The organism is Microbulbifer hydrolyticus, assembly GCF_009931115.1.
Taxonomy (GTDB): Bacteria; Pseudomonadota; Gammaproteobacteria; order Pseudomonadales; family Cellvibrionaceae; genus Microbulbifer; species Microbulbifer hydrolyticus.
In genome coordinates this window covers 3,305,250-3,324,292 of sequence record NZ_CP047491.1, presented here as the reverse complement: position 1 = coordinate 3,324,292, position 19,043 = coordinate 3,305,250, and the positions used below count along the sequence as shown (strand labels likewise).

At 59.7% G+C, this 19,043-nt stretch carries 2 protein-coding genes; both read left to right on the top strand.

The window, feature by feature from the left end; genetic code table 11:
- The first annotated feature begins 139 nt into the window (after positions 1–139).
- Complete coding sequence (locus tag GTQ55_RS14145; RefSeq protein ID WP_161859325.1) at positions 140–13,846, top strand: isopeptide-forming domain-containing fimbrial protein; 13,707 nt, start codon at positions 140–142, stop codon at positions 13,844–13,846.
- Entirely contained in the window at positions 13,846–19,041 is a 5,196-nt protein-coding gene (locus GTQ55_RS14140) for an OmpA family protein (RefSeq protein WP_161859324.1), read from the top strand. Before GTQ55_RS14145 ends, GTQ55_RS14140 begins: the two co-directional genes overlap by 1 nt.
- Positions 19,042–19,043 lie beyond the last annotated feature (2 nt).

The following is a 19,043-nucleotide window of genomic DNA, read 5'->3' as shown; positions in this document are numbered from 1 at the left end:
CCCTCATGGCGCCGCAAGTATGACTTGCTTCACGGTGCCGACGCCCCCCTTCCAATAAAGTTCCGCGACCGGCTCCTCCCCGGTGCTGCCGCGTGTGCGGCAGAGCGTAACCATCACATTTGACTGGCAGCGGAAAGCGATGAAGTCTGAAGTAGCAGGACAAAAAACCATCAAAAGTGCACTGGCGACACTGGGCTTTTCAGTGCGGTGGTTGCTTTCAGTTGCGCTGCTGTTGAGTTCTGGCCAGGCCTTGGCCGCATACACCAATATGTGTGTGGTCGGCGAGCAGAACCCGACAGGCAATCTGGTCACAGTGCAGAACAGCTATTGTGACTTCTGTAGCTATGGTTACGTAGAGGTGCAGATTTCCAACCCCTATCGGGCGGGCACGAATGCCGCCGATGGCGATCAGCCCTATGAAACACGTGTGGTCACCATTAATGGCGATACTAGAACCCAAAGTCGTCGCAATTCCGATTACGGCTCGTCTAATCCGTCTCTAAATTTCAATAATTCCGGCGGCCTGACTCTTGAGCTCACTGATGGTTTGGAGCTTTACACCGGTGCGTCCGCATCACTTCCGTTGGGCGGCACGCTCAGTGGTACCAGTACCGTTTTCGTCAACAACATGTCGGATCTGCCCCCCGGGCAGACGGTCACTCTGCGTATCCCGGTGCACCGTCCACCCACCAATAGCCCCGAGTCACTCTTCGGTACCACTCCCCAGGCCGCTGCCACTATCGCCTATACCATGGCGGATGGCTGTAGCGATAACCCCGGTCAAAGTGAAAACTTCCGGAATGACAACACCTGGTATGACGGCTGCGGCGGCAACCGCTGCTCGGGATCAGAGGATCCGGATAATTACCCTACGGATTTCTGGCAGGACTATGGCCGTCCCGATGGTCAGCACAGCGCGGGTGTTGATGTCCGCCAGCCGGGTATTGCCCTCAATAAACAGGGCTGGAACTACGATAGTGGCCAGCGCGAAGGTACCCGCAGTGACCAGGTGTTTGGTCACAATGACGACGACATCGTCTGGCGGATCAACATCGAGAACACTGGCCGTGCCCCGCTGCAGGATCTGCGGATCGACGATCTGCTGAGCCGTGCGGACGTGATGGACGCAAACTATGTCTGTCCTACAGCAGCAGCGGCGGACGCGATCGCGGCTCAGAACGGCTCCCTGCCCGCCGGTTCTACTTGTGTGGCGACCGATGCGGTGACCGGTGCCGTGCTGAATAACTGGGACCTGGATGCGCCGTTTGGTCACAATGACGATATTCCATCCCCTTACGCAAACACTGTGAATGCGGTGAGCTCGGGCACATCTTCTGATGCCATCGATATTCGCGTGGGTGGCAATATCAACCTGTACGTGGTGGGCAAGATTCACGATGACGGTTCCTGTACCGCGGGTCGGCTGACTAACAGCTTCGAGGATGTGCAGTTTGGCTGTGCGGTGCAGACACCGCCCGGTGGGATTGACTCTGGCCAGAGCGAAACTGCGCTGCTCGACACCTTTTACGGCCTGGGCGGTGGTACCAATGCGCTGCAGGTGGAGCGTCAGCTGACGGGTATTACCGGAAGCGGGGCAGTGGGTACGCGCGGTTTGATGACCATTACCCTGCGCAACGAGGGGCGTGGCACTGTCTGGTTTGACCCGAACATGACCTGGCATCTGCAGAATACGCTGCCCAGCGAATATGTGGTGGACCCGAGTTTCGCCCCCACTATGGAGAGTGCACACTCGCTCTACGGCGGTTACCCCGGCCGCGTAGACACTCTGGAGTGGGTGAATGCCAATGGTGATATTCCGGGCAATACCAGTGACTCGACCAGTTACCTGGATAACTCCCAACCGCAATTCAAGCTGACCAGCAGCTCAGTAGACCCCGATGCCGACCAGGCCGAAGAGAGCACCGGCCTGATGCGTCATGGCGACGTGGTCGTTATCCGATTCGCCGTAGTGATGAAGGATGCGCTCTACTTCGACCGCGCGGGGGATCTGGATGTTCTGGAAGAGCTCCCCACCATCGATCTGAATCAGCGTCCGGAGAAAACCGATCCCGACCTGACCGGCTTCTCCAGCCTGGATAATACTCTGGAAGTGCAGGTCAAGACGCTGTGTGATACTCAGGGTGTAATCCAGTCGACCATGACAGGCAATGGCCTGAATGACACCTTTGCCGCAAATGATGCGGGCGCTCCGGTCGATTTCGCTCCGGAAGACCTCGATGTCAATATCAATGAACCCACTTTCATCATCACCGACGACCGCACCCAGACAACGCCGCTGTCCGTCACCCTGTCAAACCGGGGCGGTGCTGAAGCGCGGGACTTCCGTGTGTTCGTCAGCTTCGGTGCGACCATCAATGTGGTGAGCACCACGTCGCCGCCAGGCTTTAGCTGTGCGCAGACTACGGTCAACCAAACCAGCACCGACGGCAACGGCCGCCCAATGGGGCACCCCGATCCTTACAAGGTGTGGGCGGTCAACCCGGCGCCGGATGAAGTCAACAAGATGCACATGCTGCTTCCCAGCGACGGCACTATTTACCAGTGTGAGCCAACAGGTGCACCACTGAATGCCGCGCTCCCGGCCGGAAGCAGCGCGACCTTCAATTTCGAGGTTAACAAGACAACGGACCCCGCGGGGATTGCGGCCGATGACCTCACCTTCCGTGCAGATGTGGTCGGTGAAATCTTCACTCTCAGTGATTTTGATATTGCGGCAACCCAGGTCAATGTTTCCACTACCAATGTGGACCAGGTGAACAATGGTGGTAACCGCACTATTTCTTCCGTCACCACCAATAACCCCACGGCGATAACCAACGGCAACCCGCTCTGGTTCCCGGCGCCAGGCAGTGCGGGCAATACCCGTACCGATGGTGAAGTGGATCGCGGCAACCTCTACTCTCTCGACGCGCACTGGTCCCGGGGTATCGGCTTTAACCTGAGAAAGGACCAGGTAGCAGAAGGCGATATCAGCTCGGGCAATTTTGGTGGTGTGCCGGATCTCGGGGTGTGTAACGAAAACACTTCCATGGTCACTAGCGCGCCGGCCGACACCTTCCCTGGCCAGACCAAGCCCGCCGAGCATGTGCAGATTGGTGAAGAATGTACCGTGCGCATCCAGACCGGCGGCTGGTTCGGGTTTGATTCCCGCGGTTTCAACTTTATTGGTGTGCGGGATATCCAGGTGCTGGATCTGATTCCGGACGGGCAGAGCTTTATCTCCAGTACGCCTCCAGAGGTCACTTCGCAAATTTCTGGTGCCACCCAGGCGCCCAATGATCCCACCACATCGGCACTAAGCGAGCTCAGCCCGTTTGGCTGGCGTTTTACCGGTAATCAGAATTCCGGTTACAGCGGGGCGCCGGATGAAGGTAGCTATATTGTCGATATCGACGAGTGGTTCACCATCAACACCACCAGCCGTCTGCTCAACAAGATGCTGAACGACCGCGCTGCACCCAACGCGCACGGTCTCAACAGTGCCAACGTGCTGGACTCCTCGTTCAAGGGGATTTTCTTCAACAACAATACCGGCGTTTGGGAAACCTACGAGTTTGGCAGCTATGGCGGTGGTGAAACCGTCGGCTACCCGAAGGAGCCTATCCGCCGGGTCGACGTGGTCGTTACCGAACCCCTGATCAGTGTGGTGAAGGAAATCTGTGCGGCTTCGGATTTTGATAACGGCACTGGATCCTGTGGTGCCGGCTGGACAGACAATTACCAGGGCGCTGTCACCACCAGTGACTATATCTATCGTCTTACCGTCACCAGTGAAGGCGCGACAGACGGTCATCCACGTCCGCCGGTGTATGACCTGACCGTAGAAGATACCCTGCCAGACCTGCTGTTTATTGAAGACCTGGACAGCGACGGCATTGACAATGACGGCGACGGCAACACCGACGAGCCCGGCGAAGAAGGTGTGATCGTCGGCAATGTCATGAACGACGGCAACCCGACCACGATTACCTTCTCCCACACTCAGGGGGTCGATGGTACCGGCCTGCGCCGTCTGGAATCCGGTGCCAGTGTGTCCCTGTACTACCGTGTGGACCCGGACGATCGCATCGCGCCATCAGAAACCCTGACGAATACTGTACAGGTTACCTACTACGATTCTCTGGAAGGTAGCAGCGATAACGAGCACGGCAATCAGACCGTGGTTACCCCGGGCAGCGGCGAGCTGGGTGGTGCCCGTGTCTATCCGGCACCGGCTGATAGTACCGATGCTTTTGCCTCCCTGACCTTCAGCGAGCCGGCCACCGAGCCGAAAACCATTACCGCCCTGTCGGAAACTCCGCTGGCTGGCAGCGGCGTGCAGCCGGTAAAGATTGGCGAGGAAATTGAGTACACGCTCACCGCAGAACTTCCGGTAGCCCAGCTGCGTAACCTGACCGTAACCGATCAACTGCCTGCCGGGCTGATCTGTGCGGATGCGCCGACCATTGATCTCTCCAATGATGCGCCGTGGAATGCGGCCGGCTTCAAGCGTCCCGATCTCACGGATATTGGGGATGTCACGCCGATCTGTTCTGATAATCAGGTGCAGTGGTCTTTCGGTGACGTGGTGCTTTCCAACCCGTCGGCGGATCGCGATCCCAACCGCTTCACGTTTGAGTTGAAATTTATCGCGCGGGTACAGAACAGCGCAGACAATAATGATGGCATCCCGCTGATCAATGGGGTGCCGGCGACCAACGCCACTCTCGAGTGGCGCGACGAAAGCGGCACCGATCACAGTCTCGATTATGGCCAGGTGGAAGTGCAGGTTACCGAGCCTCTGATCGCACTGACCAAGAGCTGGGATGCCCCAAGCGGAGATGTGGATGCTGCGGACACCATTATCATCACCCTGACCGCCACCAACAACGGTACCGCCAACGCCTATAACCTGCGTATCCGGGACGACTTGCTGGATACTGACATGACGTTTGTTTCCGGCAGTGATGCCGGCAGCAATCCGCCGGACAGCGTGGATACCACCACCTTCGGTCCCAATCAGCCGGTATTTGTGTGGAACCCGGAAAACCCGCTGGCGCCCGGTGAAAGCCGCGAATTCACCTTCGAGGTGACGGTGGATGACACGGCCCAGCCGCATCAGCAGCTGCAAAATACTGCGGAAGCAGTGTGGACGTCATTGCCCGGACAAAATACCGCGCTGAATCCAAGCGGCCAGATTGGCGTTGATGGTGCTCTGGATGGCCAGCGCATTGGTGCGTTGCCCCACGCCGACGATGCGATCAACGACTACGAAACCGACAGCAATACCGTTAATGCCGATGTGGCGGGGCTGGCGCTGGTAAAAGAAGATATCACCGAAAATGGCACCACCCCGGAATCCCGTGCGATCGGTGCCCATCGCACTTTCCGCCTCGATATCAGCCTGCCGGAAGGTGTGACCGAAAATGTGGTGGTGACGGACTCCATGTCTTCCGGCTACGCCATTGCCGATCCGGCACACGGTTACGAAATCCGCTGTGAATACGACAGCTCTATCCGCACCATCAACGACGTGGCCCCGGATGCCGCCTGCGGTCAGTTTGCTGGCACGTTGCCGCAGAACGGTGACACCGGGGTTCTGTCCTGGAATATCGGCAAGGTCGAGACCGAAACCGAGGACGACACCGGTGACGGAGCTACCAGTGCCATCGATCCGGTTATCCACATTTATTATGTTGCCCGTATCGAGAACACCGGCAGTATTGTCGCCGGTACTGCACTTTCCAACAGCGCTGAACTGGATTACCTGAACGCACCGACCACGCTGACAGCCGATGCCGGCCCGATCGAAGTAGCCGAACCCGCGCTGACGGTAACCAAAACTGCGAGTGCGGCCAGTGCGGTGAGCGGGGATAACCTCGACTACACCATTGCGATCACCAACGCCTCCGGTGCCAATGTTTCCACCGCGTACGACGTCAATATCTCGGACCTGTTGCCAGAGCAGTTGCGTCTCGACAGCGCGACCATCAACGGCGCCGACTATATGCCGGGTACCCGCGCGGACGGTGCCTTTGTCTGGGGCCGTGAAAATGACGATAACAGCCTGGACATTGCCCCCGGTGAAACCCTCACGCTGATCTACAACACCACCGTGCTGTCGGCCTTCGGCAGCGAGATTGAAAATATCGTGCACGTGGACTGGACCTCGCTGGATCACGGTGTTCCGGGGCAGGACACCTATCCCGGCGTATACCAGCGCCACGGTGAGGGGTGTCCGGATACGGTCGCGCCGAACGAGTACTGCACCTTTATCAATGAAACCGTAGCCACCCAGGACAGCACCGATTTCTCCAAAACGGCGGTCTCGGATGCCTGGGGTGCGCTGGATCGCGCGCGTATCGGCGATACGGTGCAATACACCCTGAACCTCGGTATCCAGCCGGGTATTACCCGCAACGTTGTGGTTACCGATGAACTGCCGGCGGGCCTGGAACTGGTGTCCGTGGACAGTATTGATTGCGGCGTGAACGGCTTTGCCTGTTCCCAGACGCCGGTCGAGCCTGCGCCCGGTGCCACCGGCACACTGCAGTGGCAACTGGGGGATATCGACGCGCAAAGTGATTCCACTCCGCCATTCACCATCGTGTATACCGCGGTGGTGCTCGACGATGAAACCGTGTTCCCTGCCGGTGGTGGCGAAATCGAGCGCGCCAACAGCGCCGAGCTGACCTACGACGGCGCCACCGCATTGCTGCAGGATCAGGCCAGTATCTGGGTGGTTCAGCCAAATATCACCGACCTGCAGAAAACCGACACCCGTAGCGGCGTTACCAGCCCCCACACCGTGGTGGATATTGTCAATGAGGTGATGAACTTCCGCTTACAGGCGCAGAACCTAGGTGGCGCACCTGCCTACGGTATGGTGATAGCCGATACCCTGAATATCGATCCGGCAAACCCGGAGTTCGATGAGGCTACGGTGAATGTAACCCAGGTGCTGATCGATGGTCTGGCCGCAAACTACACGCACACCGTGAACGCGGGCATCATCGAATTCACCCTGACCGACGTGGTACCGGAAAATGCCACTATCCAGATCGATTACGAAGTCGGCCTGGACCAGGGCATTCCCAGTGGTCACACCTGGTACAACCGCTTCCATATCGATAAATACGTTTCCACCGACATCGATAGCACCAGTAGTCGCCTTTACGAGAGCGATGCACCGGCCTGTGAAGCTACGCTTTCGGCCAACTGCTTCCAGTTGATGACTTCGGTAGCGGATCCTGAAGATCTCACCCTGCAGTTGATGGAGCCGGCCGATGGGCGCGCACCGATCGGTGAGCCGGTGAGCTACCGGATTACCGTGCCGGCAAGCCCGATTGCGAGCTCCACCCTGGCGAACGTGCAAGTCGAGAATGTTCTTCAGGGACGCGACACCGTGATCGCCCTGGATACCGTCACCGTTAATGGTGAGCCGGTAACCGTTCCCGACGGTGAGATGTTTACCATCGACGTGGGCGACATTCCGCCCAACGAAGTGCGTGAAATTGTGTTCTCCGGCTGGATCGCCAACGTCGAGGCTGCCCAGTCCGGGCAGACTTATGACATCAGCGCTACTTACAGCTACGAAGAAGCCGGTGTGGTCACTGAAATGGGTGGCCAGTCTGCGACGATCACTATCGTCGAGCCGGAACTGGGGCTGACCCAGAGCGCAGTCAACCAGAGCGGCAACGCCGAGCCGGTGGCCGGTGATATCTACCGCTTCAGCCTGGCGCTTTCGGAGCAGGGCGCGAATGGTTCCGCCGCTTACGATCTTTCCGTACTGGAAGAACTGAGCATCGGTTGGGCCTATGAGCCCGGCACCGCCAGTTTTAATGGCGCAGTGATTGCGGATCCCTCTGTTACCGGCAACGGTATCGATACTGCCCAGAGTCTGAGCTGGAATGCGGTCGCCAACACCGATATTCCCGCAGGTGAAGCGCGTACCCTGGAGTTCGATGTCCGCGTGCTCGACAGCGTGCTCGCCGGCCAGGAACTCACCGGCAGCACCACCGTACAGTGGACCAGCCAGGCCGGTGCCCCTGAACATGTGGAGCGCGATGGTTCCGGTATCCCTGACCCGACTGCACTGAACAATTATTTCCTCGGCCCAGAACAGTTGCCGCCGCTGGCGATCAACAACACTGCAACGCTGGCGAAAAATGTGGTCAGTGAAACGGCCCCGCTCAACGACGGCGAACTGCGTATTGGCGACCTGGTGACTTACGAACTGCGCCTTGGCGTGCAGCGCGGCACCCTGCCCAATGCGGTTGTCACCGATACCTTGCCCGAGGGCATGGTGTTTGTGGATACGGTTTCCATCGCGGCCGGTGGTATGACCTATGATCTTGCTGAGGAGCCGATGGCGGAGGCCGCGGGCGCCGTCACCTGGAATTTCGGTACCCTGGTAAACACGGCTGGCGAAGAGCTGGTGATCACCTACCGCGCACGCGTGCAGCGTGATGTTCTGCCGCTGAACGCCGCCAGTATCGAGCTGCGCAACGCCGCCAGCTTCCAGTTCGATACTGCCGCCGGACCCAGTACTCCGCTGCTGGCTGAGCAGGCCCTGAATCTGTTACAGCCCGACCTCGCATTTGCGCTGACGGCAGTGCCCGATGGCACCGCGGCCCTGACGCCAGACGAAGAGATTACCTTTACCGCGACCATTACCAACAATGGCACGGCACCCGCCTATGACATCGTCCTGCGGGACCAGATCCCGGCAGGTATGCGCAAGGGTGGGGTGGAAACTATTTCTATCAACGGCAGTACCGCCAATCTGCTGCAGCCGACATTCGACGCTGCTACTGGCGAAACCCTGTGGCAGTTCAGTAATGAAATTGCCGCGGGTGAAACCCTGGAAGTGGTGTACCGGGTGACCACTGATAGCGACCTCGCCGCGGGCCTGCAGGTCGCGAACAATGCCTACGTGGAGTGGTACTACTCGTTTGGTGAAAGCGCGATCCCCGAGGGTGCCGTGCTCGATAATCGCCAGCCCTATGGCCCGAGCGATGCGGTCAGCGTTCTGTTCAGTACACCGGATGCGCAACCGCTGATGATTGCGGTGGAGCCGACAACCCGCGAGCAGGCCTCCATTGGCGAGCCGTTTGTCTATCGCCTGACGATTCCGGCGGTGGGTGCGCTTCACGATGTCGCTATACAGATGGACCTGGCGGATTCGGGTATCGACCCGGTGGACCTGGCCTATGTCAGTGCCGAGCAGGTCTCCGGCAATATTGCCTTTAATCCGCAGGGGAGTGTGGATGGCGGACTGCTGACGATCACAGACTCTACAAGCGGCATCGATGTGGAGGCCGGTGATGAAGCGGTGATCGATGTCACCCTGCGCTTGCGCGATACCGCGCTCAACCAGTTCGGTAAATCCTTCACTGCCCGCGCCGGTTACAGCTACAGCTACGCCAACGACGACCCGAATGCGGGCCGCGGTATGGGCGAAGTCAGTGAGTACTCGGCAGCCATTGAGATTGTCGAGCCCTACGAGCTGGTCATGACCAAGTCCGGCGATGCCCAGGTCCCGGCGGGTGTCCCGGGCCGCTTCCTGCTCGATGTGCACAACCGCGGCACCGGCCCCGCGTGGGACCTGAGTGTGCGCGACTTCCTGCCCAGCACCGAGCAGGGGGGCATGTGTGAAACGCCACCGGCCAATTTTGCGGCACTGCTTGTCGATGGCGCCGGCAATACGGTGGCCACCCTGAGCGAGGGCAGTGATTTCACTGCAGCGTTTGATGCGGAAAACTGCACCTTGACCTTCACCACCATCGGCGGAAATGCGGCGGTGGCTGCGGATCATCATGTGCAGTTTGCCTACGATGCCTGGCTGGATGAAAACACCGTAGACGGTACCGAGCTGGATAACGTGGCTGGCGCCGAGCGCTGGTACAGCTGGGATAGCACTGCCCCGGACGCCCGTGTTTATGAGCGCACTTACGCCGCGGATCCACCCGATGGCACGCCGTCTGTGGAAGACCACGAGGACGTGTTTACGGTGATTGCGGCAGTGCCCAGTGTGGTGTTCGAAAAAGTAGTGGAAAACATTACCTCTGGCGACATCCCGGCGACTACCGCCGCGCCCGGCGATGTCCTCCAGTACACCCTGACACTGCGCAACCTCAGTGATCTGGATGTGCAGAACATTGCAATCACCGATGAGCTGGATCGCCTCAATGCACCGGCCTATTTTGCGGCGGGCACCCTGCAGCTGATCAGTTCACCAAGCGGTGGCGACTCCACGGCCACCAGCGCCGCTGGCGGCGCCAACGGTACTGGTCTGGTCGACGTGCGTGAGCTGACCCTGGGTGCCGCCGGCAGCGGCACCGAAGAAGTCCAGCTGGTGTACCAGGTGCAGCTGGTCAATGTGATCGACAGTGCCACTGCGGTATTGAACCAGGCCCAGGTACAGTTGCCGGGCCAGCCGCTGATCAACAGTGACGACCCGAACATCAACGATGCTGCGGACCCGCAGATTGCGGGCGATGAAGATCCGACCCAGGTCATTATTGAGTCTGCGCCGCTGTTCAAGGTGGAGAAAACTTCAGAGGACCTCACCGGTGAACCGGACAGCCTGATGCCGGGGGATACCCTGCGCTACACCCTGCGCGTGGAAAACATCGGCAACGAAGACATCGTGGAAGCCAGCCTGCGCGACCAGGTTCCGGCGAATACCACCTATGTAGCCGGCTCCACCACCCTGAACGGCGCCGCGCTGGATGACATTGATGGCACTACACCACTGACGCAGACCCTGGTGATCCAGACTCCAGGTGCGCAGGAAGGCGAGCTGCTGGCTGATCCGGATGCCTCGGGTAGCCAGGCGGCAATCATCACCTTCGATGTGATCATCAATGACGTCAACGATGGCACCGTGATATCCAACCAGGGTTTCGCCAACGGCGCCGGTGCCGGTGGTGAAAATATGCCGCTGGACGAAAAGCCTTCTGATGACCCCACCACCGAAGTCGCTGACGATCCCACCATCGATATCGTCGGTAACGTGCCCCTGTTGCGGGTACAGAAGACCGTGGAACTGGCGGTGGACAATATGACAGCCGGTATTGTCGATCCGGAAGACGTGCTGCGTTACACCATTACCGTCACCAATATGGGTGGCAAGGATGCGAGCGAAGCGCGTCTGGTGGACCTGGTGCCGGAGTACACCACCTATGTTGCCGGCAGTACTCAGCTGAACGAAAACGCGGTGCCGGATGACGGCGACGCGTCGCCACTGGTCAATGGTATTGCCATCAGTAGTGAGGACCTGACCTTGCCGCTGCCCGCGGATGGGGAAGGCGTGATCACCACCGCGCAGACCGCCACCATCGTGTTTGAAGTGATGGTCAACGCCGATACCGAGCGGGGCACCATCATCAGCAACCAGGGCAGTGTGTACAGCCTGGAATTGCCGCTGACCCTGTCGGATGCCGACGGTAACAGCAGCAATGGAGCGCAGCCCACTGAAGTGGTGGTGGGCGACGCGCAGCAGCTGAACATTACCAAGGAAGTTGCCGTGGTCGGTGGCGGTGCTGCGGAATCCGGCAAGGTGCTCGAATACATCGTGCGCGTCACCAACATCAGCGCCGTACCGGCGAGCCTGGTCACCATTTACGATGACCTGCTTACCGCCGGTGAGGGTGTGCTCACTTACGTGGAAGACTCCGCGCGCCTGAACGGCCAGCCCGACGGCGTGATGGTGGATGGCTCGCTGATCACCGTCGACTACAGCACCAACTATGGTGACCTGCAGCCGGGCGAAACCATCACCCTGCGCTTTGAAGCCAAGCTGGGCGAAAACCTGGCCATGGGCTACTCCGTGGTAAACACCGCGCAGGTGAAATGGAATGATCCACCGGCCTACAACGAGGCCACGGTAGCGATCGATATCGGTGGTACCCCGGGTATCGCGAACCTCAGCGGTTACCTCTGGCACGATGTGAACTTCAGTGAAACCGCCGACAGTGAAGAGCGCCTGCTCACTAACTGGACCGTGAACCTGTACTTTAATAACGCACTGCTGGAAACCGTACAGAGCGATGAAAACGGCTACTTCCAGTTTGCCGGTCTGGTGCCCAATATGGATGGCGCGGACATGGCCGGTGCCAGCTACGAGTTGCGTTATCTGGCCCCGAATGCGGCGGAGTCCACGGCCTCTCTGGGTACGGCGAGCTCCGATTACACCAATGGTCCGCAGAATATCCGCGATATCTACATTGGCTCCGGTGCCAACCCGCAGAACCTGAATCTGCCGATCACGCCCAATGGGGTGATTTACGATTCCGTGCTGCGCGCACCTATCGCTGGTGCCCGGGTAAGCCTGCTGCAGGCCTCCAGTGGCCAGGCAGTACCGGACAGCTGCTTCGCGGATCCCGCACAGCAGAACCAGGTGACCCTGCCCGGCGGTTACTACAAGTTCGACCTGAACTTCAGTGGTGCTGGTTGCGCGGTGAATGCGGACTACCTGATCCAGGTGGAAGTGCCGAACGAAGACTATATGTCCGGCCCGTCCCAGATCATCCCGCCGCAGACCGGCAGCGAGACCGGCAGCTTTGATGTGGGTGCTTGCCTCGGCAGCGCCGCGGATGTGATTCCCGGTACCCCGGATCATTGTGAAATCCAGCTCACCGAGCTGCCGCCATCCATCGACATGGACGCGCGCTCCGGTGAAACGGACTACTACCTGCGCCTCAACCTGGATGACAGTAACCAGCCCGGCAGCAGCCAGCTGTTCAACAACCACATTGCCCTGGATCCGCAGCTCGAAGGCGCGCTGGCGCTGACCAAAACCTCGGCCATGACCAATGTGACCCGCAGCCAGCTGGTGCCGTACACCATCACCTTCACCAACACCATGCCGGTGCCGCTCACCGACCTGCAGCTGGTGGACTACTTCCCCGCGGGCTTCAAGTACGTGGCCGGTTCCGCAAACCTGGACGGCGTACCGACGGAACCGGAAGTGAATGGTCTGCAATTGCAATGGCCGCACCTGCGTGCCGAAGGCGAGCAGACCCGCACCATGAAGTTGTTGCTGGTGGTTGGTTCCGGTGTGGGTGAAGGCAAATACGTGAACCGCGCGCGCATGTTCAACGAACTTTCCGGTCAGCAGGCTTCCGGTGAAGCTTCTGCCACGGTGCGTGTGGTTCCCGACCCGACCTTCGACTGTACCGATGTGATCGGCAAGGTCTACGACGACAAGAACCTGAACGGTTACCAGGACAGCGGTGAGGGCGGTGTGCCCGGTGCCCGCGTGGTAACGGCCCAGGGCCTGCGCGCGACCACCGATGCCCACGGCCGTTTCCACATTACCTGTGCGGCGGTGCCGAACCCGGACCGTGGTTCCAACTTCGTACTGAAACTGGATGACCGCAGCCTGCCCAGCGGCTATCGCCTGACCACGGAAAACCCGCGGGTACAGCGCGCCACCCGAGGCAAGATGCTGGAGTTCAATTTCGGTACCAGCCTGCATCGCGTCGTACGCCTGGATCTGGCGGAAGCCGTGTTCGAGCCGGGCTCTACCGAGCTGCGTCCGCAGTGGCATTCCCGCACGGAGCTGCTGCTGGAAAAACTGCAGGATGCACCGTCCGTACTGCGTCTGTCCTACCTGGCGGAAAATGAAGATCCGGGACTGGTAGACGCGCGTCTTGAAACCATCAAGGCGCGGATAGCAGAGGACTGGGCAGCGCTCGACTGCTGTTATCCGCTCAATATTGAAACCGAAATATTCTGGCGCCGTGGCGCGCCGCCCAGCCGGGGCGGGTTGCTCGATGGCCTTAAACGCAGTGTGGATCGCGCATTAGGTAATGATGGCGACCAGGGAGGATTTCACTGATGTCCCGTCCTTCTAACCGTTTTTATAAATTGAAGCGAGTGATCCAGCCCGGTTGCGCGTTTGCCATTGCACTTTCCGCCAGTGTGTCCGTGTTCGCACAGGAAACCCCCGGGGGAAGTGCGGGTGAGCAGACCGCGGCGGAAAGCGCCTGGTGGCAGCTTATTCCAGGCCTGTCACCCGGGGTCGAACGTAACGGCGATTACAGCGATAAACCACTCGGCAGCAACACCGAGACCACCCTGATCCCGGCCGCTGGCCAGTTGTGGGTACAGGATGCGGAAGCCTTTATCGACCCGGAAGAGCCGGTCGTGGAAGCCGACGCGCTACCACCGCTGCTCTATCGCGAGGTCGATGATGAAATCGATCCGGAGCTGGTAGAGCAACTCAAGGAAAAGCTCGCTGCGCTGGAAGACGCCCACGAGCTACAGCTGATTTTCACTGGTCACACGGATAGCGATCCGTTGTCGGAAGAGCAGCTGGGTGCGTTCGAAGACAAGGCGGCGTTTACCGAAGCGCGCGCCAGGCAGGTGGCAGAATATTTCCAGACAGTACTCGAGCTGCCGCAACAGGCGGTACTGTTCGAAGGGCGCGGCGACAGCGAGCCACTTACGGAAAGCATCACCGAAAAAGGGCGAGTGCTGAATCGTCGCGTCGACGTGAAGCTGCGTTATTTTGAACTGGACCAGCAAGCCCGCGATGCACAGCGTCGCGCCGAGGCGGCACAGCTCAACCGCGTGCAGGTCTGTCGTCAGGAAACCGTGTGCAAGCTGCGCTATACCGCGGGCTCGGACAAGCGCGCGCGCCTGAAAAACCTGGTGTCACCCCTGCGCCTGCAGCCGGGGCAGGTGGATCTGCCCGCGGCGTTTGTGCGCCGTATCCAGGAGGTGCGCAACACCCTTCTGGACAAGCCCAATCTCACTATCCACTTTGTCGGCCATACCGATGGCAAGCCGCTACCGGAAGGGCCGGCGGAACTCTACGACGACCAGATGGCGCTGTCGCGCGCGGAAGCGCGCCGGGTCGCACTGGCGGTAGCCGATCAACTGAATATGCCGGGTTATATGGTGACCAGCAGCGGTAAAGGCTCGAGCCAGCCGATTGCCGCCAACGATACCGCCAAGGGTCGCGCCCTGAACCACCGTGTGGAAGTGGAATTCTGGTACGACGATCTGCTGGAAACCGCGGCCGACGGTTTGCAGGCGTGCCCGGAGTCCGCCGCGGCGGAAACCATTACCATCGCCCACGAATCCCCCACCGGTGATGTCCCGCCGATCTTCCTGGACAGCGGCGAGCCCCAGATCTCCGGCGCGCAGCTGGCACAGATGCAACGCATGATGGATGAGGTGGCGGGCAAACAGAATGTGCGCCTGAGTTTTATCGGCTACAGCGATAACGAGCGCATGGAGCGCCGCGAGGCCATGGTCTATGGCGATGACGTGGGTCTGTCTTCTGCGCGTGCGGAAAAAACCATGCGCGCGGTTCAGCAGCATCTCGGCCTCGAAGACGCGCAGGTGGAATTTGAAGGCCGCGGCTTTGTGGAATCCAAGGATGTGGTGCAGACCGGCTTTATCCATATGGACGGCGCGCGGGTAGAAGTGCAGGTGCTCTACGACGAGCTGGCCGTGCTGGCGGAGAAGGACCGGCTGGAGATCGAGCGTATTCAGCAAGAGGCAGAGGCCCACAACCCCTATGCCCTGAACCTGATGCGGATCACCGTGGACGGTGCGCCCGAGTATGACCCGCACAAGAACTCCGCCGACCTGCAGCGCTGTACTGATGTGGCCCTGGAAAATGCCAATATCCAGTTCCGCTTCGATAACCAGACCATGCAGCCGCGCCTGAACATCACCGCGTTCCCCAGCACCATCCGCTACGCGGACGATCCGGAAACGGAAATTGCCGACAGCCGGGTACAGTTCAAGCGCTACACCAACTATCCGTCGTTCATCACCCGCGCGGAAGTGCGCATCTTCGAGGAAGACCAGTCCCTGCGCGACGAGCCGCTGGCGGTGGTCACCCTGGACCAGAATGGCGAGGGCAGCTGGGACGCGGATTTCGAGGCCTACCAGGCGCCATTGAAAAAACTGCAGTACGTTCTGCGCGTGTACGACTGGAAGCAGCGCTTTGATGAAACCCGCCCACAGACCCTGTGGCTGGTGGACAACTTCGAACCGCAGTTGCAGGAAACCACCATTGAGAAAGAACTGCTGGTCGGTTACGGGGAAAATCGCCTTGCCGAGCAGAATATTCCGGTGAACGGCAATGCGGTGCTGGTGAACGGTGCGGATATTCCCTCCAATCACAGTGTGTGGCTGGCCGGGCGCGAGATTCCGGTGAGCAACAGCGGTGAATTTGTTGCCGAAGAAATTTTTGCCAAGGGCCTGCACACCGTCGAAGTGGCGGTGCTGGATGACAGTGGCAACGGCGAGCTGTTCCTGCGGGACCTGGAGTTCAATCGCGACGACTGGTTTACCGTGGGTATCGCCGACGTGACCATTGCCCGCGACGATACCAATGGCCCCGCGGCTCTGGTTACCGGGGATGAAACCCACTACGACAACTCCGCCAGTTACGATGGCCGCCTGGCGTTTTACACCAGCGGCAGCTTTGGCGACGGCTGGCAGCTTTCTGCCAGTGCTGATACCGAAGAGGGGCCGGTCGAAGATCTGTTTACCAACTTTATGGAAAAGAACCCGGACGCACTTTTCCGTCGTCTGGACAGTGATCTTTACTACCCGACCTTTGGTGACGACTCCACCGTTGTGGAAGATGCGCCCACGTCCGGCAAGTTTTATATCAAGCTGGAAAACTACGACGATTACGGCCTGTGGGGTAACTTCAATGCGTCCTACACCGACAATGAACTGGCTCACATCGACCGCGCGCTTTACGGGGCCAACTTCCACTTTGAAACCGATGACGTAACCGACTTCGGTGAAAAACGCTTCCAGATCGACGCCTTCAGCGCGGAGCCGGGCACCATCGCCGGGCGCGACGAGTTCCGCGGAACCGGTGGCTCCCTCTATTACATGCGGCACCAGGATATCCTGACCGGTTCCGAGCGCCTGCGGGTGGAGGTACGGGACAAGAACTCCGGCATCGTGCTCGGGGTGAAAAACCTCACTCCGGTGATCGACTACGATGTGGATTACATTCAGGGGCGGGTACTGTTGAACCGCCCACTGTCTGCCATTGCCAATGACAACCTGATCGTGCAGGACGGATCCTACAACGGTAACCCGCAGTACCTGGTGGCCCGCTACGAGTACACTCCGGGCTTTGATGATCTCGACACCCTTGCCGTGGGCGGTCGCGCCCATTACTGGGCCGGTGATCACGTCAAGATCGGCGTAAGCGCCAGCCAGCAGGACGAGGAAGACAATGAATCTTCTTTAAATGGTGTCGATCTCATCCTGCGCAAAACCGCCGGAACCTGGATGAAAATCGAGGTTGCCGAGAGTCAGGGCAACACCCTCGACAGCCTGTCTTCACTCGACGGCGGCTACAGTTTCAACCCGGGCAGTTTCGAGCAGGGCAGTTTTGACCAGGCCCCGCTGGATCCCAACGCCAAGGCGGGTGCCAACAAGTTTGAAGCCGCCGTGCAGGTGGGGGATTTCTTCGAGGGCGCACGGGGTTCGGCGTCCGTGTATGCGCAGCAACGGGATGCGGGCTTCGCCGGTCCCGGTATGCTCGCAACGCGCGAAACCGAGCAGTATGGTGCCGCTGTGAACCTTCCGATCGGCGAGCGCTTTGATGTGGGCCTTAAAGCCGACACCCGCGAGCAGCAGCAGGGCCTGCAGACGGAAGCGACCGATGTGGAACTGGGTTATCGCCTGAGTGAGCGCTGGCGTCTCGCCGCTGCCGCTCGTTCCGATTCCCGTGAGGACCTTTCGCCCATAGTGCCGGTTACCCAGAAGCAGGGTGATCGTACCGATGTGGCTGTGCAGGCCAGTTACGACTCCGGTGCGGACTGGAGCGCGTTCGGATTCGTGCAGCGTACCGCCGAGATTTCCGGCAACCGCGATGAAAACAACCGCGTCGGTTTCGGTGGCGCCTACCGGGTGAGCGAGCGCCTGACCCTGGACAGTGAGCTCTCCGGTGGCGATACCGGCACCGCGGCACGCCTCGGCACCGACTTCCTGGTGACCGATCGCACCAACCTTTACCTGAATTACACCCTCGACAATGAGCGCACCGATACCGGTGTGCGCGCGCGCAAGGGTAACCTCAACAGCGGTTTCCGCAGCCGCTTCAGTGATACCACGAGTATCTATGGTGAGGAGCGCTATACCCACGGGGATGTCTCCACCGGCCTGACCCACGCCCTCGGTGTGGACCTGGCGCCCAGCGACAAATGGAATTACGGCACCAGCCTGGAAGCGGGCACGTTAGAGGACCCACGCACCGGTGCTGAAACCGAGCGTCGCGCGGTGGGGGCCAGCATGGGCTTCAATGACGGCGACCTGCGCCTGTCCAGTGCGGTGGAATACCGCGTGGACAATATGCAGACGCTATCCGATCCGGACACGGTACTGGAAAACGAGCGCAAGACCTGGCTACTGAAAAACGCCCTGAGCTTCCAGATCAGCCCGGACTGGCGCCTTGTGGGCAAGCTGAATTACTCCGACAGCCAGAGCTCACAGGGCGAGTTCTACGACGGCAAGTTCACCGAGGGCGTGATGGGCTATGCATACCGCCCGGTGGCGAACGACCGCTGGAACACATTGCTGAAGTACACCTACTTTTACAATGTGCCCACTACCGATCAGGTGCTGGTGACATCCAACAGCAGAAACAGCGCGACCGAGTTTGTGCAGAAGAGCCATATCTTCTCGGTGGACACCAACTACGATCTCACCCAGCGCTGGACCATCGGTGCCAAGTACGCCTATCGCCTCGGTCAGTTGAGTATGGAACGGGATAACCCGGAGTTCTTCGACAGTGCCGCCAGCCTGTATGTGCTGCGCGCCGACTGGCACTTCGTCAACAAGTGGGACCTGCTCATCGAGGGCCGCCTGCTCGACCTGCCGGACGCCGGCGACCGCAAGAGCGGCGCACTGCTGGCGCTGTATCGTCAGATGGGGCGTAACTTCAAGGCGGGCATCGGCTACAACTTCACCGACTTCTCCGATGACCTGACCGACCTGGACTACGACAGCCAGGGCGTCTTTATCAATATGGTGGGTAAGTTTTAACG

Coding starts and splice junctions, on each gene's coding strand:
- GTQ55_RS14145 (WP_161859325.1), top strand. CDS start 140: ATGAAGTCTGAAGTAGCAGGACAAAAAACCATCAAAAGTGCACTGGCG.
- GTQ55_RS14140 (WP_161859324.1), top strand. CDS start 13,846: ATGTCCCGTCCTTCTAACCGTTTTTATAAATTGAAGCGAGTGATCCAG.